We start from the raw sequence: 25,636 nt of genomic DNA on the forward strand, positions 1-25,636 counted from the left end.
CATTTACTAGCTTCTTATTAATAATGATGGTCGCGGCGAGCGGGGCTGACACGTCCCTTTCGGTAACCGCGGCAGTCGGAGTTCGCCACCTTATGCGAGTGATCCTTGCCCAACCCCGCGGCTTTTGTGCGGGGGTTGTCCGTGCGATCGAAATTGTCGATCGCGCACTGCAGAAGCACGGCGCGCCCGTCTACGTGCGCCATGAAATCGTCCACAACCGGCACGTGGTCGAGAACCTGCGCAACAAGGGCGCGCGTTTCGTGGAAGAGCTCGACGAAGTGCCCGAGGGCGCAGTCGCCATTTTCAGCGCCCACGGCGTTGCCAAGACGGTCGAACGCGCCGCCGAAGAACGTGACCTCGACGTGCTGGACGCAACCTGTCCGCTCGTCACCAAGGTCCACGTGCAAGGCCGTCAGTACGTGGCCGCCGGCCGCACGCTGATCCTGATCGGCCACGCCGGTCACCCGGAAGTGGAAGGCACGATCGGCCAGATTCCCGGCACCGTGCTGCTGGTGCAAAGCGAAGCCGATGTCGCGAAGCTCGAACTGCCGCTCGACGCGCCGCTCGCGTACGTGACGCAAACCACGCTGTCGGTGGACGACACGCGCGGCATCATCGACGCGCTGCTCAAGCGGTTCTCCGACATCGTCGGTCCGGACACGCGTGACATCTGCTACGCCACGCAGAACCGTCAGGCCGCCGTGCGCGATCTGTCTTCGCAGGTCGATGTGCTGCTCGTCGTGGGCGCGACCAACAGCTCGAACTCGAATCGTCTGCGCGAAATCGGCAGCGAGTCGGGTCTGCCGAGCTACCTCGTCGCGGACGGCTCGGAAGTGAAAGCCGAGTGGTTCGAAGGCGCACATACGGTCGGTATCACGGCCGGTGCGTCGGCGCCCGAAGAAATGGTGGAAAACGTGATCGACGCGCTGCGCGCGTTGGGGCCTGTCGAGGTGTCGACGATGGCGGGCCGTGAGGAAAAAGTCGAATTCAAGCTGCCGTCGAAGCTGCTGCAACCGCTCGTCGCGCGCGAAGTTTAAGGAGGACGTCTTGTCTATTCCGCTGCTACAAAAAGTCCGCGTTGGCGCCTACATTTTCCGCCAACATTTCGGCGGCAACAAACGCTATCCGCTCGCGCTGATGCTCGAGCCGCTGTTCCGCTGCAACCTGGCCTGTAACGGCTGCGGCAAGATCGACTATCCGGATCCCATCCTGAACCAGCGTCTGTCGCTGGAAGAGTGCCTCGGCGCCGTGGACGAATGCGGTGCGCCGGTCGTGTCGATCGCAGGCGGCGAGCCGCTGCTGCACAAGGAAATGCCCCAGATCGTCAAGGGCATCATGGCGCGCAAGAAGTTCGTGTACCTGTGCACGAACGCGCTGCTCATGGAAAAGAAGATGGACGACTACGAGCCGAGCCCGTACTTCGTCTGGTCGGTTCACCTCGACGGCGACCGTGAAGCGCACGACCATTCGGTCTCGCAGGAAGGCGTCTACGACAAGGCCGTCGCGGCCATCAAGGAAGCCAAGCGCCGCGGCTTCCGCGTGAACATCAACTGCACGCTGTTCAACGACGCGCAGCCGGACCGCGTGGCGAAGTTCTTCGACACGGCTCACGCCATCGGCGTCGACGGCATCACGGTGTCGCCGGGCTACGCGTATGAGCGCGCGCCGGACCAGCAGCACTTCCTGAACCGCGACAAGACCAAGAACCTGTTCCGCGAAATTTTCAAGCGCGGCAACAACGGCAAGAAGTGGTCGTTCAGCCAGTCGAGCCTGTTCCTCGACTTCCTGGCCGGCAACCAGACCTACGAATGCACGCCGTGGGGCAACCCGGCGCGCACGGTGTTCGGCTGGCAAAAGCCGTGCTATCTGGTCGGCGAAGGTTATGTGAAGACCTTCAAGGAACTGATGGAAACGACCGAGTGGGACAAGTACGGTACGGGCAAGTACGAGAAGTGCGCGGACTGCATGGTCCACTGCGGCTTCGAAGCGACCGCGGTGATGGACACGGTCGCGCATCCGCTGAAGGCGCTGAAGGTCGCGTTGAGCGGCCCGAAGACCGAAGGCGCGTTCGTGAAGGACATCCCGCTGGACACGCAACGTCCGGCTGAATACGTGTTCTCGCGTCACGTCGAGATCAAGCTCGACGAGATCAAGAACTCGGCCAAGACGAAGAAGCCGGTGACGGTCGCGGCAGGCTAAGCCATCGCCATCGCGATACGTTCAGCGTGATCGCACCGCGAGGCGCGAGGCTGAATCGAAAAAGGCGCAACGGTGCAGACCGTTGCGCCTTTTTCTTTTGGCGAAGGCGAAGCCGAACGTCGCGCCTTCAGTTTTTCGCCGACTGGATCATCTTCCAGCCGTTGCCCGCCGGGTCGCGGAATCCCGCATCGATGTTGCCGTAACGCTCGGTCGGCTCCTGCGTGAACTCGACGCCGCGCGCCGACCATTGCGTGTAAAGCGCCCGGCAGTCGGCCACGGCGAGCACGAGCGGCGGCATCGCGCCTTTGGCCACCATCGCGCGCAGCGTCTGCGCCGTGGCTTCGTCGTGCACGGGCGGACCGGGCGTGAAGAGGCCGAGCTGAAACGACGGCTGTTCCGGATGCTGGACCGTGAGCCAGCGATACGCGCCGTTGCGCACGTCCGTGTGCACGCGAAAGCCGAGTTTGTCGACGTAGAACGCGAGCGCCGCGTCCTGATCGTCCACGTAGATGCCCACCACATTGACGCCCTGCTGGGCGCCGTGTTCGTTACCCTGATTCATCCTGTCTCCCTGGCCTTCGGCCGCGTGCTGGTTGATGGCCGCACTGTAGCCTTCGCCGCGCGGCGGCGCTTCTCCAAAACTGCCATCGTCAGATCGGGGCGCTGCGCGGCCTTCAGCACGCAGGCGGGCACGCTGCCCGGTTCGGCCACGCTCGCGCGCGCCGCCACGCGCATGGCGCTCGGGCTCGTCCCGGTGATGTCGCGAAAGATGCGCCCGAAGGTGCCGAGGCTTTCCCAGCCCGTGGCGAAGGCGATATCGGTGATCGCGAGGTCGGTGTCGCGCAGGAGCGTGGTGGCCTGCTCGATGCGCCGGGAGAGCAGGTAGCGATGCGGCGGCAGGCCGAACGCGCGCTTGAACGAGCGCGCGAAATGCGCCTCGGAGACGCCGCTCACCGCCGCCAGCCGCCTGACGGGCCACGCTTCGTGCGAGGCGGCGTCCATGCGATCCTTGGCGCGCAACAGGCGGCGCAACAGCGCGGGATCTTCAAGCGCGTCGGCGGGCGTCGCCGATGGCGCGGCATCGAACTCTTCGCGGGCGGACATGATCGGCGGCGATCCTCGGGACACGTCCAACGGACGAGATGCGCGTAGTGTAGGCCGCTTTGCGCCGCCCATGAAAAAAGCGCGAAGGCTTTCGCCCTCGCGCTTTTTTATCGACAGCGGCCGCGGCTTGTTTCAGCGGCTTGTGCCCGCTTATGGCCCGCGCCTCAGCAGCATTTCCCCGCGCCCGAACCGTAACGCGCATTCTGGCGCTCGCGGAAAAACTCCTCGTAAGTCATCACCGGACGATCGGGATGCGTCGCGCGCATGTGCGCGACGTAACCGTCGTAGTCCGGCAGACCGACCATCAGACGCATCGCCTGGCCCAGATAGCGGCCCGCGGTCTGCACGTTGTCGCGAAGTTCCGAGAACATGATGCGCTCCGTTCAGTGCGTCAGTATCAATGCACGCGATGCGCCGCGACGGCCGCGCCGTTCGCCGGCATCGCCTCGTACGGCGTTTCCTGCACGGTCGGACGGTCGATGCGGCGCGCGCGCGCGATCGCGATCAGGCCGTACACCACGATGCTCACCACCACGAAGATGAACAGGCCCGAGAGCGCGGCATCGACGTAATCGTTGAAGATCATGCGCTGCATCTGCTCGACCGACTTCGCGGGCGCGACGATCTTGCCCGCGTCGAGCGCCGCCGACAGCTTCTGCGCGTGCGCGACGAAGCTGACCTTCGGGTTGCTGTCGAAAATCTTCTGCAGACCCGCCGTGAGCGTGCAAATGAGCAGCCACAGCGTCGGCAGCGCCGTCACCCATGCGAACTTCTCGCGCTTCATCTTGAACAGCACGACGGTCGCGAGCATCAGTGCGATGCCGGCGAGCATCTGGTTCGAGATGCCGAACAGCGGCCACAGCGTGTTGATGCCGCCGAGCGGATCGACCACGCCTTGATACAGGAAGTAGCCCCACGCGGCGACGCACAGCGCCGTGGCGATCAGGTTCGCGGGCAACGATTCCGTGCGCTTCAAAGCCGGATGGAACGTGCCCAGCAGGTCTTGCAGCATGAAGCGGCCCGCGCGCGTGCCCGCGTCGACGGCGGTCAGTATGAAGAGCGCCTCGAACAGAATCGCGAAGTGATACCAGAACGCCATCATCGCCTGGCCGCCCACGACCTGGTGCAGGATCTGCGCCATGCCGACCGCCAGCGTCGGTGCGCCGCCGGCGCGCGCGACGATGGTCGTTTCGCCCACGGCCTGCGCCGTTTGCGTGAGCATGTCCGGCGTGAGCACGAAGCCCCAGTGGCCGACCGTCTGCGCCACCGCGTCCGGCGTCGTGCCGAGCACGGCGAGCGGCGCGTTCATCGCGAAGTACACGCCCGGCTCGATCACCGAAGCGGCCACCAGCGCCATGATCGCCACGAACGATTCCATCAGCATCGCGCCGTAACCGATGAAGCGCGCGTTGGTTTCGTTATCGAGCAGCTTGGGCGTGGTGCCCGACGAGATCAGCGCGTGGAAGCCCGAGACCGAACCGCACGCGATCGTGATGAAGAGGAACGGGAACAGGTTGCCCGACCACACCGGACCGGTGCCGTCGATGAACTTCGTGAACGCGGGCATCTTCAGTTCCGGCGCGACGATCAGAATGCCGATCGCGAGCGCGAGAATCGTGCCGATCTTCAGGAACGTCGAGAGATAGTCGCGCGGCGCGAGCAGCAGCCACACCGGCAGCACCGACGCCACGAAGCCGTAACCGATCAGGATCCACGTGAGCTGCGTGCCCGTGAACGTGAACCACGCGGCGAGCGTCGGCGAATCGTGCACGTGCTGGCCGAACGCGATCGACGCCATCAGCAGAATGAAGCCGATGATCGAGATCTCGCCGATCTTGCCCGGACGGATGTAACGCACGTACAGGCCCATGAAGATCGCGATGGGAATCGTCGCGGCCACGGTGAACGTGCCCCACGGCGAGTTCGTCAGCGCCTTCACCACGATCAGCGCGAGCACCGCGAGAATGATGATCATGATGAGGAAGGTGCCGAACAGCGCGATCACGCCGGGCACCGGGCCGAGTTCCATCTTCACGAGGTCGCCGAGCGAGCGGCCGTCGCGGCGCGTGGAGAGGAACAGCACCACGAAATCCTGCACCGCGCCCGCGAACACCACGCCCGCGAGAATCCACAGCATGCCGGGCATGTAGCCCATCTGCGCGGCCAGCACCGGGCCGACCAGCGGACCCGCGCCCGCGATCGCCGCGAAGTGGTGGCCGAACAGCACGTATTTGTTGGTGGGCACGTAATCGAGCCCGTCGTTGTGGCGCACGGCCGGCGTCATGCGCAGGCCGTCGAGTTGCAGCACCTGGGTCGCGATGAAGCGGCTGTAGAAGCGGTACGCGATCAGATAAACGCACACGGCGCAGATCACGATCCACAGTGCGCTGATTCGCTCGCCGTGCGCGAGCGCGATCGTGCCGAACGCGAACGCGCCAAGTAGCGCGACGATCGTCCACACGACAAAACTGGATGTCCGACTCATGCGGTGTCTCCTGTCTTATTTATAGATTCGTTGGGTAGTCTTTGCGCGCGCCCGACATCGGGAGCGACGCGCGACGCGCCGGGCTTCGATTCATACTAGTCGAAGGCGGCGCGGCAGGTGGCGCAGTTGCGCCACGCTATGGGCGTGTAGTATTCGCTTTCGCCTTGTGCGCCACAAGCGGACAACTACGTAAGGGAACTACGTGAAATTACGTAGGCCGAACCGCGCATCGAGCCGCTCACCATGACTCTCAAGACCCGAATTTTTCTGCTCGCCGTGGTGCCGTTTCTCGCGGCCATCGCAGGGATCGGGATCGGCGTGCGCCAGCAGGCCACCGCGCTCGCGCAGACCCAGCACGCGACCATGCAGGCCGCGTACCTGTCGAGCAAGGAAATCGAACTGCGCCATTACGTTGAGCTCGCCACCAGTGCGATCGCGCCGCTGTATGCGCCGGATTCGGATTCGGCCGCGGATTCAGCCCCGGATTTCACCGCCACGCCCGCCAGCGAGGCCGCGCGCCAACGTGCCGCACTCGCCGTACTGCAAAAAATGGACTTCGGCCCCGACGGCTATTTCTTCGTCTACGACCTGCACGGGCGCTCGCTCATGCATCCGCGCGAGCCCGGTCTCGTCGGCCAGGACCTGTGGAATCTGCGCGATCCGCAAGGCTCGCTGACGATCCAGCAACTCGTGGCCGCCGCGCAGCATGGCGGCGGCTATGTGCGCTACATGTGGCATCGACCGTCGACGGGCAAGCTCGCGCCCAAGCTCGGCTATGTCGTGCCGCTGCCGCGCTGGGGCTGGATGATCGGCACCGGCATCTATCTCGACGACGTCGATTCCACGCTCGCGCATATCGACGAACGCGCCTCCGCGAATATCGAGCGCACGCTGCAATGGCTCGGCGTGATCGCGCTCGCGGGCGTGGGCGTGATCGCGCTCGGCGCGCTCGTGCTCAACGTGAGCGAATACCGCAGCACCGACGCCAAGCTCAAGCGCCTCGCGCAGCAAGTGGTGGAATCGCAGGAACAGGAGCGCGCGCGGCTCTCGCGCGAGCTGCACGACGGCATCAGCCAGATGCTGGTGTCGGCGAAACTGCTGCTCGAATCGGCGCTCGCGCGCTTCGAGCGCGGCGAAACGCGCGTGGCCGCCGCCGAAGCTTCGCTCGCCACCGGCCTCACGCGCCTGTCGGACACGCTGCGCGAAGTGCGGCGCATCTCGCACGCGCTGCGTCCGGCGATGCTCGACGATCTCGGCCTCGCCGCCGCGCTCGAACAGCTCACGCGCGAACTCGCCGAGGAGACGGAAATCGAGATCGGCTTCACGCTCTCGGGCGATTGCCCGCCGCGCACGCGCACCCGCACGCCGACGAGCGCCGCGCCCTTGCCCGACGCCGTCAACACCGTGCTGTTCCGCATCGCCCAGGAAGCGCTCACCAACATCGTCAAGCACGCGCAGGCGCGGCGCGCGGCGCTCACGCTGGCGGTCACGCCGCAAGCGGTATCGCTCTCGATCGCCGACAATGGCCGCGGTTTCGACGTCGCGCACGCGCTGGCCGATCCGCGCGCGGGCATGGGTCTGCGCAATATGCGCGAGCGTCTGGAGCCGCTGGGCGGCACCCTCACGGTCAGCTCGAAGCCCGGCCACACGGTCGTCAGCGCGTGGGTGCCGATCCACGCGGCCCACGTCGCCGACACAACGAACGAAGTCAGACACACATGAACGACCCCAGCAAACCGGCGCGCCTCGTGCTCGTCGACGATCACCCGCTCGTGCGCGACGGCCTGCGCGCGCGTCTCGAAGCCGTGCCGGGCCTCGAAGTCGCGGGCGAGGCGGGCAACGCCGACGAAGCGATCGACCTCGCCGCCACGCTCGAACCCGATCTCGCCCTGATGGACGTGGGCATGGCCGGCATGAACGGCATCGCGCTCGCGGGCATCTTTCACGAACGCTTTCCGGCGATCCGCGTGCTGATGCTGTCGATGCACGACAACGTCGAATATGTGACGGAAGCCGTGCGCGCGGGCGCGAGCGGCTACGTGCTCAAGGATTCGCCGGCCACGGAAATCGTGCGCGCGATCGAGGCCGTGCTCGCGGGACAGACGTATTTCAGCGCGGGGCTGGGCGCGCGCATGATCCAGGCGTCGCTGAAGGAAACGCCCATCGAGCGCCTCACGCCGCGCGAACGCGACATCCTCGACGCGCTCGCCGAAGGCCTCTCCAGCAAGCAGATCGCGCAGCGCGAAGGGTTGTCGGTGCGCACGGTCGAGACGCACCGGCTCAATCTGAAACGCAAGCTCGATATCGAAGGGCAGGCGGAACTGATCAAGTTCGCGGTGGAGAATCGCAGGAAGTAGGGGACGCGCGGCGCCACCGGATCGCGGCGCACAAAAGCAGAACGGCGCGCCTCTTGCGAGAACGCGCCGTTCTTTTATGCGAAGCTGCGAAGCGTGGGCCTCGCTCGCGCGGACTTAGCTGCGCGCGTTGTGATCGATCAAGAACTTGATGAGCCCGTCGATGCCGCCTTTGGCGATCTGGTCGGCGAATTGCGTCTGATAGACCTGGATGAGCCACGCACCCATCATGTTGATGTCGTAGATCTTCCAGCCGCCGGCCGTGCGTTCGAGGCGATAGTCGATGGCGTCGTCGCCGCCGTTGCTGAGCACGTGCGATTGCACGACGGTGTCTTTCGCGCTCCCGGCCGTGTTCGACGGCACGAACTTGAAGTTCACCTGGGTGTCGCGCAGCTGCGCGAGCGACGAGGCGTAGGTCTTCACGAGCAGGAGTTGAAATTGCTCATAGAGCTTCTGCTGTTGTTCGGGCGTGGCCGTGGTCCAGGCCTTGCCGATCGCGATACGCGTGGTGCGCTGGAAGTCGGTGGCCGGCACGAAATGGGTCTCGACCACTTGCGTGATCTGTTTCATGTCGCCGCCGCGCGCTTGCGGATCGGCCTGCATGGCCTTCACGGTGCCTTCCACGGCCGCTTTGACGACGGCGTCCGGGGAGGACTGCGCGAAGGCGGCGCCCGACACGCCCGACAGGAAGGCAGCGGTGAGTAATGCGGTCAGATAACGTTTCATACGCGTTTTTGGAACAGTAAATATCAGGCGCCGACGAAGCGGACCACTACACCGGCCTGCTCGATGGCACGTCTGGGGCTCGATCCCGCCCCGGCCGGACCAGTATAACGGCTTTGACGTTCGCGCTCGTGTGCGCGAGGCGCGCCGAGTTGGGCGAGGCCGGTATACTTGAGCGCTTCGTTCAAGAATATTAATCGCCGAGGCTCCCCTCGCCTTTATGCTGAAGCCATTCATCATTCACCTCGTCGCCTGGTCGGTTCGCCGCGCGGCGTGGGTCATCGCACTTGCGATCGTACTGGCCGTGCTGAGCGGCACGTACGTCGCGAAGCATTTCAAGATCAACACGGACGTCAGCGGCCTCGTCGAGAACACCGCCGAGTGGGCCGCGCTCAGCGACGCCAAGGACAAGGCCTTCCCGCAACGCAGCAGCTCGCTGCTCGTGGTGGTGGAAGCGCCCGCGCCCGAACTCGCCGACGCCGCCGCCGACAAGCTCGCCGACGCGCTCAAGCAGGACTCGCGCGAATTCAGCGCGGTCTCGCAGCCCGCGGGCGGCCCGTTCTTCGAGCACAACGGGCTGCTGTTCCCGTCCACGCCCACGGTGCTGTCCACCACGGGCCAGCTCGTCCAGGCGCGTCCGCTGATCAACCAGCTGGCGAAGGACCCGAGCCTCGCGGGCCTCGCGGGCACGCTGATCACCACGCTGCAACTGCCGCTCACGATCGGTCAGGTGAAACTGCCGCAGATGGCGGGCCTGCTCGGCAGCGCCGCCGACACCGTCGACCAGGTGCTGGCGGGCAAGCCCGCCGCGTTCTCGTGGCGCGCGCTCGTCGACAAGGACGCCGCCGCGAAGCCCGCGTTTTCGTTCGTGACGGTGCAGCCGGTGCTGAATTTCGCCGCGCTCAAGGCGGGCGCGAGCGCCTCGCAGGCGATCCGCGACACGGCCGCCTCGCTGCATCTGGACACCGAATACGGCGCGCGCGTGCGTCTGACCGGCGAACAGCCGCTCGCCGACGACGAATTCGCCTCGGTGCAGGACGGCGCCGCGCTCAACGGCGCGATCACGGCAATCGTCGTGCTCGTGATCCTGTGGCTCGCGCTGCGCTCGGGCCGTCTGATCGGCGCGGTGCTCGTCACGCTGGTGGTCGGGCTCGTCGTCACGGCGGCGCTCGGACTCCTGATGATCGGCTCGCTCAACATGCTGTCGGTCGCGTTCATGGTGCTGTTCGTGGGGCTGGGCGTCGACTTCGGCGTGCAGTTCGGCGTGAAGTATCGAGAGGAACGCTTCCAGGACGACCGGCTCGACGCCGCGCTGCTCAAGACCGCGCGTCTGATCGGCGTGCCGCTCACGCTGGCCGCCATCGCCGTCGCCGAAAGTTTCTTTTCGTTCCTGCCGACCGCCTACAAAGGCCTCTCCGAACTTGGCCAGATCGCGGGCGTCGGCATGTTCGTCGCGTACTTCGCGAACATGACGCTGCTGCCCGCGCTCATCAGCGTGTTCAAGCCCAAGGGCGAGCGCGCCTCGCCGGGCTTCGCGTTCCTCGCGCCGGTCGACACCTGGCTTGCCGAGCATCGCAAGCCCGTGCTGATCGGCACGCTGATCGTCGTGCTGGGCGCGTCGCCGCTGCTGTTCCATCTGCGTTTCGACTTCAATCCGCTGCATCTGAAAGATCCGCACACGGAGTCGATGGCCACGCTGATTGCGCTGAAGAATTCGCCGGTCATTTCGATCAACGACGTGAGCGTGCTCGCGCCCTCGCTCGCCGACGCGGACAACATCGCCGCGAAGCTCTCGAAGCTGCCGGAAGTGGGCCGCGCGACCACGCTGAGCTCGCTGATCCCCGACGACCAGCAACAGAAGATGATGCTGATTTCGAGCGCCGCGCAACAGCTCATGCCCGCGCTGACGCAGCAGCCGTCGTCGCCGGTGACGGACGCGGTGCGCGTCGACACGCTCAAGCGCGCCGCCAACCAGCTCGCGCTCGCGGCGGGCGATCACCCGGGCCCGGGCGCCGCCGAAGCCAAGCATCTCTCGGACGGCCTGACGAAGCTCGCCAACGCCGACGCCGCCACGCGCGACCGCGCCGAAAAGGCCTTCAGCCAGCCGCTCAAGCTCGCGTTCGCGCAGCTCGAACGCCTGCTGCAGCCGTCGGAAATCACGCGCGAAAATCTGCCGAAGGCGATGGTGCAGGACTGGGTGTCGCCGGTCACGGGCGAGGCGATCGTCGATATCGCGCCGCGCGTGCCCGCGGGCGTCGATCCGAACGACGACGCCATGCTCGCGCGCTTCTCGCACGCCGTGAAGGCGGCGGAGCCGAACGCCATCGGCGGCCCGATCTCGATCCTGCACTCGGCGAACGTGATCATTCTCGCGTTCCTGCAGGCGGCGGCGTGGTCGGTGCTGCTCATCACCGCGCTGCTGTGGATCACGCTGCGCCACTTCGGCGACGTGCTGCGCACGCTGATTCCGCTGCTGGTATCGGCGCTCGTGACGCTTGAGTTGTGCGTTGTGCTCGGTATCCAACTCAATTTCGCCAATATCATCGCGCTTCCCCTGATGCTTGGCGTCGGCGTCGCGTTCAAAATCTACTTTGTGATGGCCTGGCGCGCGGGTCAAACCGGCCTGCTGCATTCGAGCCTCACGCACGCGGTGCTGTTCTCGGCCGCAACCACGGCCACGGCGTTCGGCAGCCTGTGGCTTTCGCATCATCCGGGCACCTCGAGCATGGGCAAACTGCTCGCGTTGTCCTTGTTCTGTACGCTGATCGGCGCCGTGGTGTTCCAGCCGGTGCTGATGGGCAAGCCGCGCGCGAAGCGCGCACGATCGCATACGCAGGGGATCGATCAATGAAGAAAAAACAAGCCGCGCTCACCATGGCGGCGGCGAGCCTGACGCTCCTCGTGACGTCGGGCTGCGCCACAGGTCCCGACCGCAAGCCGGGTGATCCGTTCGAACCGGCCAATCGCGCGATCTTTACGTTCAACGACGCGCTCGATACGCACATTGCCCAACCGATTGCGAAGGGGTATCAGAAAGTCACGCCGCAGCCGATCCGGCAGGCGATCACGAACTTCTTTTCCAACCTCGGCGACGTCAGCAATTTCGCCAACGACCTGCTGCAACTGAAGATCACCGACGCCACCGAAGACCTCATGCGTCTCGCGATGAACTCGACCTTCGGTCTGGGCGGCCTGATCGATTTCGCCACGCCCGCGGGCCTGCCGAAGCACCATCAGGACTTTGGTCTGACGATGGGCCATTACGGCGTGCCGGCCGGTCCGTATCTGGTGCTGCCGGTGTTCGGGCCGAGCTCTGTGCGCGACGGCATCGGCATGGGCGTGGATGTGAAGTTCAACATCCTCAACTACATCGAACCCGCGGTGCGCAATCCGATGTACATCGCGCAATTCGTGAGCGCGCGCGCCGATCTGCTGGGCGCCACCGACCTGCTACAACAGGCGGCGCTCGACAAGTATTCGTTCGTGCGCGACGCGTACCGCCAGCAGCGTCAGTCGCTGATTCGCGGCTCGCAGAGCAACAATGCGCCGCTGCCGGATTACGGCGATCCTGGCGCCTCGGATGACAACGGCGGCGCGGGCAAGTCGGGGAACGGGCTGCCGAATTACGACGATCCGGGCGAGTCGGGTGGTGCGGGTGGTGCGGGTGGTGCGGGTGGTGCGGGTGGTGCGGCGGCTCCGGCGGCTCCGGCCAAGGGCGGCGCGTCGGACAACGGTTTGCCGAACTACGAAGATCCGGGCGAGGGCAGCGCGAACGGCGCGGCAGCGGCCGGCGCGGGCGCCGGTGCGGCTGCGGCAGCCGGGACGGCGGGGGTGGCTGCTGCGGCGGCGGCGCAGGCGGCTTCGGGTGCCCCGGCGCCTGTGGCGGCTTCGGCACCGGCTGCGGCTTCGGCCACGGCGGCGCCCGCGAAAGCGGCTTCGGCGCCTTGAAGATGCGCTGATTCCGCGATCAATTCGCGATGATTCGTGCCGCTCGAAACTCGGGCGGCGCGAGACGCAAAAAACCCGGCCGGAGCTTTCGCCCCGCCGGGTTTTTCTTTGCCTCGCGACTGCGCTGACGCGCTCAGTGCACCGCTTCGTCTTCGTTCAGCGCTTCGCGCTCGGCTTCCTTCGCCGCCGCGGCCGCCGTGGCGTCCACCGCCGTGTGCACCGTCTGGCGATAGCGCTCATAGGCCTCTTCGGCGTAACGGATCCGGTCGCGGCCGTGCGGCGCGGGCTTGCCTTCGGCGTCCATGTTCACGAACACCATCCGCTCGATCGTCAGGATGCTCTTGCGCGTGACCTTGTTGCGCACTTCGCAGCGCAGCGTGATCGACGTGCGGCCGAAATCGGTGGCCGTCATGCCCAGTTCGATGATGTCGCCCTGACGCGCCGAACTCACGAAATTCACCTCCGAGATGAACTTCGTCACGACGCGCTGGTTATCGAGCTGGCAAATCGCGTAAATCGCGGCTTCTTCGTCGATCCAGCGCAGCAGGCTGCCGCCGAACAGCGTGCCGTTGGGGTTCAGATCTTCCGGCTTGACCCACTTGCGAGTATGGAAATTCATATTGGTAACTCCCTATGCGTGATCCGTCCCCAGATCGAAACCAGCGGACCTAGGGTTAACGCTCAGATGGTATCAGAGATAGGGGTTTTCCCTAGGCATTTCAATATTCCGCGCCGGCAACAGTGCGGCGCGAAATCGTGAATAAAGGGAAGCGGGGGAGACCGGAAGGGAATCGGTGGGGAGTCGGCGTGGAATCAGCGCGGAAAAAAAGCGCCCGATGCCGTGAGCACGCGCCGCGCCGCCGTGAGCGCCTTGCGCGCCGCACCGGCGTCGGCGGCCACGCGCAGCAGGCCACCCAGTTGTAGCGGATCGCGCGCGAGTTCGCGCAGGATCGGCAGAACGGCCGTGGAGCCGTCGTCGCGCAGTCCGGCCATCGCGGCCTTGGGCAAGCTGCGCCATGCCGGATCGACCACCGCGCGGCACACCGCGAACGGCAGGCCGCGCGCGGCCGCGGCCGCCGCCGCGAGATGCGATTCCATATCGACGGCCAGCGCGCCGTTCGACTGATGCAGCGCCGCCTTGTCCGCCGCGCCCGTGAGCGGCGCGGCCACCGCGGCTTCAATGCCCCGGCGCGTCTGCGCGGCCAGCGGCGAGGCCATCAGCGCCGCCGCCATGCGCGCGCTCCAGGCCGCGTCGCACGCGATGCGGCCAAACGGACCGTCGACGGCTTCGGCGATCACGATCGTCCCCGGTTCGAGATCCGGGCCGAGACCGCCCGCCGTGCCGAAGCTGATCACGCCCGCCGCGCCGCGTTCCAGCGCGGCGTCGAGCGCGCGTTGCAGCAGATCGGCGCGCGCCGCGTAGACGGCCTCGATGCCGTCGCCGCCCTTGCCCGCGGCGATGCTCGCCTCGAACGCCATGCCGGTCACGGCGATCACGGGCAGCGCGCCGCCCGCACGCGGATTCAATGCCGCCGCCATCGTCACAGACCGACCGTGACGCGCGTCGCGCCGTCGCGTTTGAGGTTGCGGTAGCGCGCGAGCGCCCACAGCGGGAAGAACTTGCGATAGCCGTGGTAGCGCAGATAGAACACGCGCGGGAAGCCGGTCGCGGTGAAGCGCGTTTCGTCCCAGAGGCCGTGGTCCTGCTGCGTCTGCCGCAGCCACGCGATGCCGCGCGCGACCGACGGATGATTCACTTCGCCCGCCGCCATCAGGCCGAGCAGCGCCCAGGCCGTCTGCGACGCCGTGCTCGTCGCGCGCTCGTAGCCGCGGTATTCGAGCTTGTAGCTGGTGCCGTCCTCGCCCCAGCCGCCGTCCTCGTTCTGGATCGAGATCAGCCACTGAGCCGCGCGTTTCATGCGCGGATCGGCGTGTTCGAGACCGGCCGCGTTCAGCGCGCACAGCGCCGTCCACGTGCCGTAGATGTAGTTCATGCCCCAGCGGCCGTACCAGCTGCCATCCGCTTCCTGCTCGTCGAGGATGTAGTTGTACGCGCGGCGCGCCGGCTCGCTCGCCACCGGCATTTCGCCCATCTGCGCGAGCATCGACAGACAGCGGCCCGAGACGTCGGCGGTCGGCGGATCGAGCAGCGCGCCGTGGTCCGAGAACGGGATGTTGTTCAGATATTCGTGCGTGTTTTCCGGCTCGAACGCGCCCCAGCCGCCGTTGCTGCTCTGCATGCCGACCACCCACTCGCGCGCGCGCGACATCACCTCGGCGTAGGACTGGGTCTTGTCGAGCTTGTCGACGCGATCCATCGCGGCCACGACCACAGCCGTGTCGTCGACGTCGGGGTAGTGCGGATTCGCGTACTGGAACGCCCAGCCGCCCGGACGCACGTCGGGACGACGCGAGATCCAGTCGCCGCGCACGTCGAGAATCTGCAGCGGACGCAGCCATTCAAGGCCGCGCCGTGCGCCTTCTTCGGCACGCGCGTCGCCGGTTTCGAGCAGCGCGTGCGCTGCCAGCGAGGTGTCCCACACGGGCGACAGACACGGCTGCACGTAGGCTTCGTCGGTATGCACCGTGACAAGCTTTTCGACCGACTGGCGGGCAATCGCGCGATGCGGATGATCGGCCGGATAGCCAAGCACGTCGTACATCATGACGGCGTTGGCCATCGCCGGGAAGATCGCGCCGAGGCCGTCTTCGCCGTTCAGGCGTTCGTCGACGAAGGCCACCGCCGCGTCGATCGCGCGCTGGCGCAGATACGTCGGGAACAGCGGATCGGTCACGCGCAGCACGCCGTCCACGGCGCGGAAGAAGCCGAACCAGCCCTTGCTCTGATGCGGCGCGCGCTCGTTCAGACCGGTGGTGACGGGCGCGCTCAGGAACAGTTCGTCGATGCGCACGCCGCGCGGATTCTTCGCGACCGGACGCTTCGCGCCGAGCACGAGCAGCGGCACGATCACCGTGCGCGCCCAGTACGAGACCTTCGAGAGATGGAACGGGAACCACTTCGGCAACAGCGTGATTTCCACCGGCATCATCGGCACGGCGTACCACGTGACCACGCCGAACAGCGCGAGCAGGATGCGCGTGAACACGTTGGCTTTTTCCGCGCCGCCGGCCGCGAGAATCGCGTCGCGCGCGCGCACCATGTGCTCGGCGTCTTCGGCGTCGCCGATCATCTTGAGTGCGAAATACGCCTTGATGGTCGCGCTCACGTCCATGTCGCCGTCGGTGAACAGCGGCCAGCCGCCGCCCGGCAGCTGGATGCGGCGCAGGTAGCGCGCGATCTTCTGTTCGAGCTCGAGGTTCGCTTCCTCGCCCAGGTAGTGGACGAGCAGCACGTATTCGGCGGGAATCGTGGCGTCGGCTTCGAGTTCGTAGACCCAGTGGCCGTCGGCGCGCTGATCGGCGAGGATCGCATCGGTCGCGCGCGCAACGGCGGCGTCGAGGGTTCCGGCCGGCAGCGCGGCGGCGCCGTCGTCGAGCGCGGGCGCGAGCGTGGGCGCCAGCGCGGCGGCGCTCAGGACGCGCGCCGTCTCGTCGGTCGGCATGGCTTGGGATAAGTCGTTCATCGGCACTTCCTAAGGTTCAGACAGGAGCCCGTCCGCGGCCTTGCGGCCGGAGCGGATCGCTCCTTCGATCGTTGCGGGGAGGCCGGTAGCCGTCCAGTCGCCCGCGAGCATCAAATTGGTCCAGCGCGTGCGCGCCGCCGGGCGGCGCAGTTCCTCGTCGGGCACGGCGGCGAAGGTCGCGCGCGCGTCGCCGGCGATCTGCCACGCGGGCAGCGGCGTCACGGGCAGCGACGCCGCGTTCGCGACATCGGTCCAGACGCGCTGCGCGATCACGTCGGGCGCGAGCAGGGCCAGCGAGCCCGCGTCGTGGATCGTCGCCGAAATCCGGCCCGCGCCGGCGAACAGCCAGTCGGCCGTGCCGTTCACGAGCGCCATCGGCGTGGCGAGGCCGGGCGGTGCGTCGGCGGCGAAATGCACGTCGATAATCGACGTGAAACGCTGCGGCGTCTGCAACGCGGGCACCAGCGCGGCGGCCGCGTCGGGCGGCACCGCCAGCACCACGGCTTCGTCCGTGCCCAGCAGCACGCGGCCGCTGTCGAAATCGAGCGCGACGACGCGGCGCGCCGCGTCGTCGTAAGCGATCGCTCTCAAGGGCGATTCGAGCCGGATCGCCGCGCCGCCATGCTGGAGCATGCGCAACGCCGGATCGACGAAAGCGCTCGACAGGCCGTGGCGCGCCACCAGCGGACGCAGCGATTCGCCGCCCGCCGCCAGCGCCTCGCGCAGCATCGCCGAAGCGAGTTCGGCGCTCGCTTCGCGCGGCTCGACGTTGAGCCCCGCGAGCAGCAGCGGGCGCACCAGGCGGTCCCACAACACGCCATCGCAGCGCATGGTCTGCTCGACCGTGCGGCCAGGTCTCGCGAACAGCAGCGGCAGCAGCACGAGATAGTCCGAGACCCGGGTGCCCGGCACGCGCGCCTGGGCGTCGCCGATCCAGAACGGCACCCGCGAGCGCGAAAAGCGCACGCTCCAACGCGAGCGCGCCGCGAGGTCCATGAACGCGAATCCGGGTTCGGCCGGTCCCGTCAGTTCGTCGGCGGCGCCGATCGCGCGCACGTAGTCGAGCGTGTGCGCGTGAGCGGCCAGCACCAGATGGTTGCCGCTGTCGAGCGTGGCCGCCAGCGTGCGGTCATAGTACGAACGGCATCGTCCACCTGCCTGCGCGCCCGCTTCGTGCAGGGCGACCTGCACGCCCCGGCGCTGCAGCCGCACGGCCGTCGCGAGGCCCGCCAGCCCCGCGCCGATCACGTGGACGAGCCGCGGCATCAGAACAGCGCGTAGCGCGCCACGATCCACATGAGCCGCGCGCGCGGTTTGGCCACCTTGGTGCGCGGCAGGTCGAAGCCGCGCTCGATGGTGCGTTCGAGCAGCACGCGGTAGACGCCCGACATGATGCGCGGCGCCTTGACCTGGACGCGCGGCGTGCGGTCCATGATCGCGTCGGCGGCGGCGAAATGGCCGAACGCGCGCTCCACCAGCGTCGCGCAGACGCGCGGCAAGCGGGGATCGGCGGCGATCTGGTGCGGACCCGTGGCCGCGATGCCTTCGCGCGCGAGCAGTTCGCGCGGCAGATAGCAGCGGTTGATGTCCGCGTCCTCGTCGATGTCGCGCAGGATGTTGGTCAACTGGAGCGCACGGCCGAGGTGATGCGAGAGCAGCCGGCCCGGCTCCTCTTCCATCCCGAAAATTCTCACCGACAGGCGGCCCGCCGCGCTCGCGACGCGGTCGCAATAGAGGTCGAGCGTGTCGTCGTCGGGGGCGCAGATGTCCTCGGCGGCGTCCATGGCCATGCCGTCGATCATCGCGTGGAAGTCCTCGCGCTGCAGCCCGAACGTGTGGATATGGCGCGTGAGCGCGGCCAGCGAGGCGCGCGGCGTGCCGGCGTAGCACGCATCGATGTCGGCGCGCCATTGGTCGAGCCCCGCCGCACGCTCGGCGCGCGGCAGGTCGCTGTCCGCGATGTCGTCGACAGCGCGGCAAAAGGCGTAGACCTGATACATGGCGTCGCGCTGCGCGGCAGGCAGGATGCGCATCGCCAGATAAAACGAGCTGCCCGACGATGCGGCGGCGGCGTCGGTTTGATGTGTATCGTCCACGACGAGGTTGGAAACAGCCAAGACGATCTCCGCTGGGGTCGCCCTCGACGGGGCGTTTCAGATATTCGGGCCCGCATGGAGCGGGTCGCCCGCGCGCGCGGACACGCGCGAGGCACCGGCTCTCTCGAACGCCATTCAGGGTCCAAGGCCGGAAACGGGCCAAAGTATATCAACCTTTGCGGGCCGCCGCAGTCGGGAACCTCGCCGCAATCAGGGGCAAATCGGTCAGCAGCGGCGCGCGGCGCCGGACTGAAGCGCCAACGCGCGTCTCGCGCGGGTTTTTCGCGGACCTATCGTCGGCCTATGACGGACAACGTCGCGCAGATTCCCGCCATCGTCCGCCATGTTCGAGGAACGCGCCCCAGAAGGCGCGATCCCGGTCGAGGAGCTAAGACAGCTCGTGCAGCAGCACCACCGAACGATTGCGGCCCTGGCGCTTGGCGCTGTAGAGCGCGGCGTCGGCCTCGTTGATCATGACCTCGTAGTCGCTCGAGCCGGGCCGCGCCGCGGCGGCGCCCACGCTCGCCGTGACCGGCACGACCACGCCCTGCACGTCCACGGGCGTGTCGCCGATCGTGTGGCGGATCTTCTCGGCTACGTGCAGCGCGTCGTCGAGCGGCGTGCACGGCAGCAGCAGCGCGAATTCCTCGCCGCCGAAGCGGCCGAACACGTCCTGCTTGCGCACCACGTCGGCCACGCGCTGCGCCATCGAGCGCAGCACCGTGTCGCCGGCGACGTGGCCGAATTCGTCGTTGATCTTCTTGAAGTGGTCGAGATCGAACAGCAGCACCGAGAGGTCGCCGCCATAACGCTGCCAGCGCGAGAATTCCTCCATCAGGCGCGACTCGAAGAAGCGCCGGTTCGCGATGCCCGTGAGGCCGTCGCGGTCGGCGTATTCGCGCAGCTTGGCCACGGCGTCCTCGCGCTCGCGCTGCATCACGCTCACGTGCGTGACGTCGGACACCGTGACGCACACGGCGATCACCTCGCGCTCGCGCATCAGCGGCATGAAGGTGCAGTCCTGCTGCATGTAGTCCACGCCGCCCGTGATCGGCCGGTCGTGATCGAAGCGGAACAGGTAGGGCCGCTGCTCCCACGAGCTGAAGGCGAAGCTGCCGAGCTGGAACACGCTTTCGACCTTGCGCGCGAGCCACGCGCGCGGCAGGTCGGGAAAGCGCTCGAAAATCGGGCGGCCGATCACGTCTTCGGCGGACACGCCGCTGTGGTCCTGCATGAAGCGGTTCCACATCAGCACGTTCATGTCGCGGTCGAGCACGAACAGGCCGAAGCCCACGCGTTCGACCACGAGGTCGGACAGCGAGGGCGTCGACAACGGCAATTCAGGGGTAGTCATAGGCTGTGCAACAGCGCGTCGATGGCCCGGCTTACGTGATGGATCGACTCTTCGGCCATCAGCATGACGAGATGCGCGCGAAAACGCTGGTCTTCCAGCGCGAAGTTGACTTCGACGAGCAGCGCGAGATCCCACGCGAGCAGGCCGGGCTGGAACACTTCGTCGAGCGTGACGGCGTCGCCGAGCAGGCCCGGCTGCGAAAACACCGGCAGACGCCCGAGCTGGTCGAGCATCGACGAGACACACGCGCCGGTCAGCACGTTCGCCACGTCGAAGATCAGTTCCTGCTCGGTGAGCGCGTCCCAGGTCGACTCCGCGAACGGGCCGCCGATCAGCGCGCCGAGTTCCGCAATCTCGCCGCTGCGGCAGATCACCAGCGCCTCGCCCTTGATCTCGGAGCGAAAACCCTGGCGCACGGCCGTCACCGGACCGTCGATGCCGGTCATCTCGCGCAAGGCGTCCGCGGCCTCGCTGACCGCCACCACGCGCACGCGCGGCACCGACAATTCGATGAAAGCATTCAGGAGCCCCGACAAACGCGTGGCTGCCTGGCCCATCCCCAGATTGGCGATCTCCTGAAGCGCGTCGCGCTGCAGTTCCGTGAACACTCGATCAGGCATACAACCCGTACTCCTTCAGGATGGGTAGCAGCGCTTCCTGGGTGACCGGCTTCGGCACGAATGCCATCGCGCCCAGCGCGAGCGCGCGCTCCTGGGCGCGCGGCTGGACGTCGGCGGATACGACGATCACGAACGTATTCAGATCCTCGTGCTGCATGGCTTCGAGAACCTGAAAACCCGTCATGCCGGGCATCGTCAGATCGAGAAACATGACCGGAGCACGCCCGGCGCGATAGAGCGCCAGCGCTTCATGTCCGTTCGACGCGTACGAGATGTCGACGTCCCAGTCCTCGGGAAGCGCCTTCGTGAGCACCTTGCGGGCTAACAGCGAATCATCGGCGATCACGATGGGCAAGGACATGGATATGCTGAGTGAATGTGCGTTGGACGGAATGCGTTAAGACGTATTAACGGCCGCGTGCGCACTATCTTTAGGGCGGACGCGTATTTTATGCGCGATGCGTGAATTACCGCATATGACAGCGCGACGGGAAGCGTGGCTGGCGCGGCAAATCTGATCGACCCGGTGAGAGCGGCGCCCCGAATTCCGCCGCATTACTCGTCCCCGCTGCTTTAGCTGAGGGGGCCGACTTACAGAATGGATACGAGAAAAACAGCGCGCTGCCCGTGCTCATTTTTCATACGTATTTATCGTGCCCCGAATTCTCGAAGCAAATGAAATGAAATGCAACTCGTCGATAATCGTTACGCGATCAAATTTGACTTTCTTTTCGGGTTTTTCGGAAAATAAATAATCAAACCAACGAATCAGCGCCGATAATTATCCTTTTGTGTACGTTTGCGCTACGCGGATTTTCGCGCAATCGCGCGTCTGTCCGAAAAAATCGTTCTTTTTTGCGACGTTAAGTCTGGCGGCGCGTGAAATTGACTTTTTCCCGGTGCGCGCGCCGCGCACAGGGCCGCGAACGGACCGCGCGAGCGTGCAATCGGGCACGCCGGCGCGGCGGTTGGAACGCTGCGGTCGTTTATGATGTCAGAAGCTCCGCCGCAGCTTCCATCCCCTTAATCCGTACGATGATTTCCGACCGGCCCGCCGGGCCAGACGATCGCTCGCCCGCTTCGCCGCGCACCGATGAAGCGCCGTTTCCGGCCGCGCCCAGCCACGACTTCACGGTCCGCCGCCGCACGCTGATTGCGCTGCTCGTGGCGGCCATCGTGCTGCCTTGCGTCTACGTGGCCACGATGGCGTGGAACGACCTGCGCACGCGCGAAGCCGACGCCACCGACGTCACGCTGCGCACCGTGCGCGTGGCCGAGGAGCACGCGCTCAAGGTGTTCGACATGAACGACGCGCTCGACACGCGCATCGTGGACGGCGTGCAGGATCTCGACGACGAAGGCATCCGCCTGAACGAAGCGCAGATTCACGAGAAGCTCGACGCGATCGGCGGCGGCTATCCGCAGGTGGCGGCCGTGTCGATCTTCGGCCGCGACGGCGACCTGCTCGCGAGCAGCCGCTACTCGCCGCCGCCGCCCGTCTCGATCCTCACGCGCGACGACTTCGTGGGCATCCGCGCGGGCCGCATGATCGATCACGTCTCGCGCGTGATGCAAGGCCAGGTGAGCGGCGAAATCGTGTTCAACACGGGCGTGGCGCGCCACGACGCGCAAGGCCAGTTCGACGGTCTCGTTTCGGTCGCGCTGCGGCCCGCCTACTTCGGCACCTTCTATCGCGAACTGCTGGGCGCGGACTCGCCGATGGCGCTCGGCCTCGTGCGCAGCGACGGCGCGATTCTCGCGTTCGAGCCGCCGCCGCCCGCGGCTCAGGCGCGCGCCGGCGGTCCGGGCATTACGGCGGGCTCGCCGTTCGCCTCGGCACTCGCCGGCGGCAAGGACGCGGGCGTCGTGCACATGCGCTCGCAACTGCTCGACGACAAGGTGATCCTCGCGTATCGACGTGTCGGCGCCTATCCGGTTTATGTCACCTGCGCGTACCGCAGCTCGGCGATCTGGGCCGCGTGGTACCGGCACCTGAGCGTGCTGATCATCTCGATGTTCACGCCGTCGATCGCGCTCTGGTGCGTGATCTGGCTGTCGCTGCGCCGCCTCGCCGCCGAAGAGGAAGCGTGGGAGCGCTGGCAGGCCGAAGCGTCGATGCGGCGCTCGATCGAATCGGCCTACCGGCAGTCGCGCAAGATGGAAGCGCTCGGCAATCTCGTCGGCAGCGTCGCGCACGACTTCAACAATCTGCTGATGATCGTCTCCGCCAACGTGCAGATCGCGCGGCGGCGCGGCGCGGCCGCGTTCGAACGCGAACTCTCGGCGATCGAGCGCGCGCTCAAGAGCGGCCAGTCGCTCACGCGCCAGTTGCTCGGCGTGGCGCGCAAGCAGCCGCTGCGCAACGAGACGATCCACGCCGGACGCTGGCTGCCCGCGAGCCGCGAACTGCTGCGCGCGTCGCTGGGCGCGAAGGTCTCGCTCGTCGTCGATGTCGACGAAAGCGTGTGGCCCGTGAACGTCGACGTCGCCGAATTCGAACTCGCGCTCATCAATCTCGCCGTCAACGCGCGCGACGCCATGCCTAACGGCGGCCGCTTCACGGTGCGCGCACGCAATATCGCGTTCCGGCCCGGCGAGGGCTTTCCGCTCGACGGCGAATTCGTGCACGTTTCGCTGGAGGATTCGGGCGTCGGCATGTCGCCCGACGTGCTCGCGCGCGCGTTCGAGCCGCTCTATACGACCAAGCCGAAGGGCATGGGCACGGGGCTCGGGCTGCCGCAGGTGTTCGCGTTCTGCGAGCGCTCGGGCGGACTGGCCGCGATCGACAGCGCGATCGGCGCGGGCACGTCGGTGCATCTGTATCTGCCGCGCGCCGCGGCCGCGCCAGCGGTCGCGCACGAACCGGCGCCGCGCGAGGACAGCGTCGCGCCGCCGCACGGCCTGCGCGTGCTGCTGGTCGAAGACAACGACGAAGTCGCGGCGGGCACCGAAGCGCTGCTGCAGATGATGGGCCATCACGTCACCTGCGCGAACGACGCGGCGAGCGCGCTCGCGCTCGTCAAGGCCGGCCACGTTGCAGCGGCGAACGACGACGACGCGACGCCCTTCGCGCATTTCGATCTTGTGCTCTCGGACATCCACATGCCCGGCGAGATGAACGGCATCGATCTGGCCGAGGCGCTGCAGAACTGCGAGCCGACGCTGCCCGTGATTCTCGTCACCGGTTACGCGGAGGAACTGGAGCGCGCGCGTCACGTGGACGTGCGCGTGCTCTCGAAGCCGTTCGACATTGCCCTGCTGGAGAAATTGCTCGAGGCGATCCAGCGCGACCTGCAGACGCGCGCGCGCCGGGAACGGGACGCCACGCTGTAGGTCGAAAAGTCTGGATCGGAAAGCCTGGCGCGAGATGCCCGCGGCACGAAGATTGCGGGACGCTCGACCAGGCGGCGGCGGGCGCGCCGCGAGCCGGATTGACCACTTCATGTCGCCATGATGCGTGGATCTCGGGAACGCGCGCCCACCGCCATGTCAGACTTAGCCACCGCTTTTGCCACCATTGCCCGACGGGCGAGGAGTGAGCCATGAGACAGACCGTGACGGGTCTCTTCGAGACCCTGGATGCAGCGCGACACGCGCAGGAAGCGCTGCTGCAGCGCGGCTTCGCGCTGAACGACATCGAATTGCCGGTGCACGAAGCCGGCGTGCTGGCCGGCATCGAACGGCTGGTGTCGAGTTTCTTTTCGACGACCGGCGACGTGCGCGCGAACGCGGGCGCCGTGCCGGAACCGGCGCCGCACGCGCCCGGCGCCGCTGACGCGGCGAGTGCGCCGGCCGGCAACGTGCTGATCGGCGTTCGCGTGAGCGACGAAGCGCGCGCCGATCTCGCCCGCGAAACGCTGCGCGAAGAACACGCGCTCGAAGTGGCGATTCGCGGCGGCAGCTGGGCGTGGGCGGCGGCCAGCGACACCGATCCTGTCACGCGCGAGCATTCGGCGCTCGACGAACTCGGTATCGCCGGGCTCGCCGATGCGATGCGCCGACGCGTCGCGCCGGAAGGCTCGGCGGATCAGCCGGTCTCCGCCGAAGCGCAAGCGGGCGCTGTCGATCCCGCGCGTCCCGCCAGCGAAGCCGAAGCCACCGTGCTCACGGCGGCAAGCGCGCCCGGCGCCGGGGCTGTGATGGGCACGCAAGCGAGCGTGCCACCTGCCACGCACGCTCCGCACGTGGACGTGCCGTCCGCGCCCCAAGCGACGGAAACGGCCAGCGGTGCGCAGCGCATCCCCGATGAATTCATCGAGTACGAAGAGGATTCGCACGACCACCGCGCGTCCGACGCCCCCGACCGCCCGGTGACCGGATCGCGGCCGACGCTGCATTGACCTGAAAGTTGACGAAAAAAAGCGCGGCCCGAGCCGCGCTTTTTTTGTATCCCTGGATCGAAACCGGGTTCAGCGACCGAGCTGACGCTTGACCCAGTCGGCGTAGCGATCGACGAACGCCTGCAGGAACTTTCGCGTATCGTCGTTCACAATCTCGCCATTTTCGTTGATCCTGCTGGCATCGTGCTTGATGAACATCTCGGGTTGACCGAGCGTCGCCACGTCGAGATAGGCGAGCACGTTGCGCAGATGCGCCTGCGACAGCGCCGTGCCGATCGCGCCCGGCGAGGTGCCGAGCACCGCGCCCGGCTTGCCCGTCCATGAATTCTTGCCCCACGGCCGCGAACCCCAGTCGATCGCGTTCTTCAGCACGCCGGGAATCGAGCGGTTGTATTCGGGTGTGACGAACAGCAGCGCGTCAGCGGCCTCGATCTTCTGCTTGAACTGCCGCGCGACCTCGGGGAAATCGGCGTCGTAGTCCTGGCTGTAGAGCGGCAGCCCGCCGATGTCGAGAAACTCGAACGAGAAGTCGGACGGCGCGAGCGAGGCGACCGCGTGCGCGAGTTGCCGATTGAAGGATTCCTTGCGCAGACTGCCGACCACGACCGCTACTTGATAAGCCATTTCCTTCTCCTCGAAAGCGCGCGAAGCGCGTTGGAACGAAACGACATCATAGGCGCGAGCGCTTTCGCACGTCGCTAAGATGGGCCGGCGCGGCGCGCCTGTGGATAAGCAGGGGCGGCGCGGATTTATCCACAGATTTCGTTCATAACCTTGTGGACAACTCCGCACCAGGCCCGGTGGCATCGGGCCTCGGTCGGAATCGCGC

General features: G+C 66.8%; 22 protein-coding genes. 8 read left to right on the forward strand and 14 right to left on the reverse strand.

Annotated features, from left to right (window positions below; translation table 11 throughout):
* Window positions 1-92: 92 nt before the first annotated feature.
* Together ispH and hpnH are read left to right on the forward strand one after the other, a co-directional pair.
* Entirely contained in the window at window positions 93-1,037 is a 945-nt protein-coding gene (gene ispH, locus G5S35_RS20760; protein WP_065061635.1) for a 4-hydroxy-3-methylbut-2-enyl diphosphate reductase, read from the forward strand.
* Window positions 1,038-1,047: 10 nt separating this feature from the next.
* On the forward strand, window positions 1,048-2,199 hold the full coding sequence (gene hpnH, locus G5S35_RS20765) for an adenosyl-hopene transferase HpnH (protein ID WP_065061636.1): 1,152 nt from the start codon (window positions 1,048-1,050) through the stop codon (window positions 2,197-2,199).
* A 127-nt stretch (window positions 2,200-2,326) separates the two neighbouring features.
* Here hpnH and G5S35_RS20770 read toward each other — a convergent pair whose 3' ends face one another.
* From G5S35_RS20770 to G5S35_RS20785, 4 genes are all read right to left on the reverse strand, one after another.
* On the reverse strand, window positions 2,327-2,761 hold the full coding sequence (locus G5S35_RS20770) for a VOC family protein (protein ID WP_183038938.1): 435 nt from the start codon (window positions 2,759-2,761) through the stop codon (window positions 2,327-2,329).
* On the reverse strand, window positions 2,758-3,303 hold the full coding sequence (locus tag G5S35_RS20775) for a helix-turn-helix domain-containing protein (RefSeq protein WP_065061638.1): 546 nt from the start codon (window positions 3,301-3,303) through the stop codon (window positions 2,758-2,760). The genes G5S35_RS20770 and G5S35_RS20775 overlap by 4 nt, the downstream gene beginning before the upstream one ends.
* Before the next feature lie 164 nt (window positions 3,304-3,467).
* Complete coding sequence (locus tag G5S35_RS20780; protein ID WP_027820406.1) at window positions 3,468-3,674, reverse strand: YbdD/YjiX family protein; 207 nt, start codon at window positions 3,672-3,674, stop codon at window positions 3,468-3,470.
* Between the two features lie 26 nt (window positions 3,675-3,700).
* Window positions 3,701-5,788 carry a carbon starvation CstA family protein gene (locus tag G5S35_RS20785; protein WP_065061639.1) on the reverse strand — a complete coding sequence of 696 codons (2,088 nt, stop codon included), beginning with the start codon at window positions 5,786-5,788 and terminating at the stop codon, window positions 3,701-3,703.
* A 243-nt stretch (window positions 5,789-6,031) separates the two neighbouring features.
* On the opposite strand from G5S35_RS20785, the gene G5S35_RS20790 reads away from it, so the two are divergent.
* Window positions 6,032-7,510 carry a cache domain-containing protein gene (locus G5S35_RS20790; protein WP_074981172.1) on the forward strand — a complete coding sequence of 493 codons (1,479 nt, stop codon included), beginning with the start codon at window positions 6,032-6,034 and terminating at the stop codon, window positions 7,508-7,510.
* Window positions 7,507-8,145: a response regulator gene (locus G5S35_RS20795; protein ID WP_065061641.1), complete on the forward strand. Its 639-nt coding sequence runs from the start codon at window positions 7,507-7,509 to the stop codon at window positions 8,143-8,145. Before G5S35_RS20790 ends, G5S35_RS20795 begins: the two co-directional genes overlap by 4 nt.
* A 114-nt stretch (window positions 8,146-8,259) precedes the next feature.
* Here G5S35_RS20795 and G5S35_RS20800 read toward each other — a convergent pair whose 3' ends face one another.
* Window positions 8,260-8,868 (reverse strand): MlaC/ttg2D family ABC transporter substrate-binding protein, encoded by a 609-nt coding sequence (locus G5S35_RS20800; protein ID WP_065061642.1) that lies wholly within the window; start codon window positions 8,866-8,868, stop codon window positions 8,260-8,262.
* Window positions 8,869-9,085: 217 nt separating this feature from the next.
* On the opposite strand from G5S35_RS20800, the gene hpnN reads away from it, so the two are divergent.
* Both hpnN and G5S35_RS20810 read left to right on the forward strand, forming a co-directional pair.
* A complete protein-coding gene (hpnN, locus tag G5S35_RS20805; protein WP_183038939.1) occupies window positions 9,086-11,716 on the forward strand; it encodes a hopanoid transporter HpnN in 2,631 nt (876 codons plus the stop codon).
* A complete protein-coding gene (locus G5S35_RS20810) occupies window positions 11,713-12,813 on the forward strand; it encodes an MlaA family lipoprotein (protein ID WP_183038940.1) in 1,101 nt (366 codons plus the stop codon). The genes hpnN and G5S35_RS20810 overlap by 4 nt, the downstream gene beginning before the upstream one ends.
* Before the next feature lie 133 nt (window positions 12,814-12,946).
* Here the strand turns inward: G5S35_RS20810 and G5S35_RS20815 are convergent, their stop codons facing one another.
* The 8 genes from G5S35_RS20815 to G5S35_RS20850 all read right to left on the reverse strand — a co-directional run bounded on the left by G5S35_RS20815 (window position 12,947) and on the right by G5S35_RS20850 (window position 20,828).
* Window positions 12,947-13,432, reverse strand: coding sequence for an acyl-CoA thioesterase (locus G5S35_RS20815; RefSeq protein WP_065061645.1), 486 nt, complete (start codon window positions 13,430-13,432; stop codon window positions 12,947-12,949).
* Between the two features lie 194 nt (window positions 13,433-13,626).
* On the reverse strand, window positions 13,627-14,352 hold the full coding sequence (locus tag G5S35_RS20820; protein WP_110325856.1) for a phosphorylase: 726 nt from the start codon (window positions 14,350-14,352) through the stop codon (window positions 13,627-13,629).
* 2 nt (window positions 14,353-14,354) lie between these two features.
* Window positions 14,355-16,397: a squalene--hopene cyclase gene (gene shc, locus G5S35_RS20825; RefSeq protein WP_183038941.1), complete on the reverse strand. Its 2,043-nt coding sequence runs from the start codon at window positions 16,395-16,397 to the stop codon at window positions 14,355-14,357.
* 9 nt (window positions 16,398-16,406) lie between these two features.
* Window positions 16,407-17,663: a hydroxysqualene dehydroxylase HpnE gene (gene hpnE, locus G5S35_RS20830; RefSeq protein WP_074981165.1), complete on the reverse strand. Its 1,257-nt coding sequence runs from the start codon at window positions 17,661-17,663 to the stop codon at window positions 16,407-16,409.
* Window positions 17,663-18,514 (reverse strand): presqualene diphosphate synthase HpnD, encoded by an 852-nt coding sequence (gene hpnD, locus G5S35_RS20835; protein ID WP_074981163.1) that lies wholly within the window; start codon window positions 18,512-18,514, stop codon window positions 17,663-17,665. Before hpnD ends, hpnE begins: the two co-directional genes overlap by 1 nt.
* A gap of 367 nt (window positions 18,515-18,881) precedes the next feature.
* Window positions 18,882-19,847 (reverse strand): sensor domain-containing diguanylate cyclase, encoded by a 966-nt coding sequence (locus tag G5S35_RS20840; RefSeq protein WP_065061650.1) that lies wholly within the window; start codon window positions 19,845-19,847, stop codon window positions 18,882-18,884.
* The gene (locus G5S35_RS20845) at window positions 19,844-20,467 is read right to left on the reverse strand and encodes a chemotaxis protein CheC (RefSeq protein WP_065061651.1); all 624 of its coding nucleotides are present in this window, start codon (window positions 20,465-20,467) and stop codon (window positions 19,844-19,846) included. The genes G5S35_RS20840 and G5S35_RS20845 overlap by 4 nt, the downstream gene beginning before the upstream one ends.
* Entirely contained in the window at window positions 20,460-20,828 is a 369-nt protein-coding gene (locus tag G5S35_RS20850; RefSeq protein ID WP_065061652.1) for a response regulator, read from the reverse strand. The genes G5S35_RS20845 and G5S35_RS20850 overlap by 8 nt, the downstream gene beginning before the upstream one ends.
* Before the next feature lie 674 nt (window positions 20,829-21,502).
* Between G5S35_RS20850 and G5S35_RS20855 the strand changes: the two genes are divergently transcribed.
* Window positions 21,503-23,800 (forward strand): hybrid sensor histidine kinase/response regulator, encoded by a 2,298-nt coding sequence (locus G5S35_RS20855; protein ID WP_065061653.1) that lies wholly within the window; start codon window positions 21,503-21,505, stop codon window positions 23,798-23,800.
* Window positions 23,801-24,009: 209 nt separating this feature from the next.
* Complete coding sequence (locus G5S35_RS20860) at window positions 24,010-24,807, forward strand: hypothetical protein (RefSeq protein ID WP_074981161.1); 798 nt, start codon at window positions 24,010-24,012, stop codon at window positions 24,805-24,807.
* 69 nt (window positions 24,808-24,876) lie between these two features.
* Here the strand turns inward: G5S35_RS20860 and G5S35_RS20865 are convergent, their stop codons facing one another.
* Window positions 24,877-25,431 (reverse strand): NADPH-dependent FMN reductase, encoded by a 555-nt coding sequence (locus tag G5S35_RS20865; protein ID WP_074981159.1) that lies wholly within the window; start codon window positions 25,429-25,431, stop codon window positions 24,877-24,879.
* Between the last annotated feature and the right edge of the window lie 205 nt (window positions 25,432-25,636).

It is taken from the genome of Paraburkholderia tropica (assembly GCF_014171495.1).
Classification (GTDB): Bacteria; Pseudomonadota; Gammaproteobacteria; order Burkholderiales; family Burkholderiaceae; genus Paraburkholderia; species Paraburkholderia tropica.

What these genes read in the sequence shown, in the direction of transcription:
- G5S35_RS20770 (WP_183038938.1), bottom strand. Translation starts at nt 2,761, where the DNA reads ATGAATCAGGGTAACGAACACGGCGCCCAGCAGGGCGTCAATGTGGTG.
- G5S35_RS20800 (WP_065061642.1), bottom strand. Translation starts at nt 8,868, where the DNA reads ATGAAACGTTATCTGACCGCATTACTCACCGCTGCCTTCCTGTCGGGC.
- G5S35_RS20850 (WP_065061652.1), bottom strand. Translation starts at nt 20,828, where the DNA reads ATGTCCTTGCCCATCGTGATCGCCGATGATTCGCTGTTAGCCCGCAAG.
- G5S35_RS20815 (WP_065061645.1), bottom strand. Translation starts at nt 13,432, where the DNA reads ATGAATTTCCATACTCGCAAGTGGGTCAAGCCGGAAGATCTGAACCCC.
- G5S35_RS20845 (WP_065061651.1), bottom strand. Translation starts at nt 20,467, where the DNA reads ATGCCTGATCGAGTGTTCACGGAACTGCAGCGCGACGCGCTTCAGGAG.
- ispH (WP_065061635.1), top strand. Translation starts at nt 93, where the DNA reads ATGCGAGTGATCCTTGCCCAACCCCGCGGCTTTTGTGCGGGGGTTGTC.
- shc (WP_183038941.1), bottom strand. Translation starts at nt 16,397, where the DNA reads ATGAACGACTTATCCCAAGCCATGCCGACCGACGAGACGGCGCGCGTC.
- G5S35_RS20840 (WP_065061650.1), bottom strand. Translation starts at nt 19,847, where the DNA reads ATGACTACCCCTGAATTGCCGTTGTCGACGCCCTCGCTGTCCGACCTC.
- G5S35_RS20810 (WP_183038940.1), top strand. Translation starts at nt 11,713, where the DNA reads ATGAAGAAAAAACAAGCCGCGCTCACCATGGCGGCGGCGAGCCTGACG.
- G5S35_RS20795 (WP_065061641.1), top strand. Translation starts at nt 7,507, where the DNA reads ATGAACGACCCCAGCAAACCGGCGCGCCTCGTGCTCGTCGACGATCAC.
- G5S35_RS20855 (WP_065061653.1), top strand. Translation starts at nt 21,503, where the DNA reads ATGATTTCCGACCGGCCCGCCGGGCCAGACGATCGCTCGCCCGCTTCG.
- G5S35_RS20860 (WP_074981161.1), top strand. Translation starts at nt 24,010, where the DNA reads ATGAGACAGACCGTGACGGGTCTCTTCGAGACCCTGGATGCAGCGCGA.
- G5S35_RS20820 (WP_110325856.1), bottom strand. Translation starts at nt 14,352, where the DNA reads ATGGCGGCGGCATTGAATCCGCGTGCGGGCGGCGCGCTGCCCGTGATC.
- hpnE (WP_074981165.1), bottom strand. Translation starts at nt 17,663, where the DNA reads ATGCCGCGGCTCGTCCACGTGATCGGCGCGGGGCTGGCGGGCCTCGCG.
- G5S35_RS20785 (WP_065061639.1), bottom strand. Translation starts at nt 5,788, where the DNA reads ATGAGTCGGACATCCAGTTTTGTCGTGTGGACGATCGTCGCGCTACTT.
- G5S35_RS20780 (WP_027820406.1), bottom strand. Translation starts at nt 3,674, where the DNA reads ATGTTCTCGGAACTTCGCGACAACGTGCAGACCGCGGGCCGCTATCTG.
- G5S35_RS20865 (WP_074981159.1), bottom strand. Translation starts at nt 25,431, where the DNA reads ATGGCTTATCAAGTAGCGGTCGTGGTCGGCAGTCTGCGCAAGGAATCC.
- hpnN (WP_183038939.1), top strand. Translation starts at nt 9,086, where the DNA reads ATGCTGAAGCCATTCATCATTCACCTCGTCGCCTGGTCGGTTCGCCGC.
- G5S35_RS20775 (WP_065061638.1), bottom strand. Translation starts at nt 3,303, where the DNA reads ATGTCCGCCCGCGAAGAGTTCGATGCCGCGCCATCGGCGACGCCCGCC.
- G5S35_RS20790 (WP_074981172.1), top strand. Translation starts at nt 6,032, where the DNA reads ATGACTCTCAAGACCCGAATTTTTCTGCTCGCCGTGGTGCCGTTTCTC.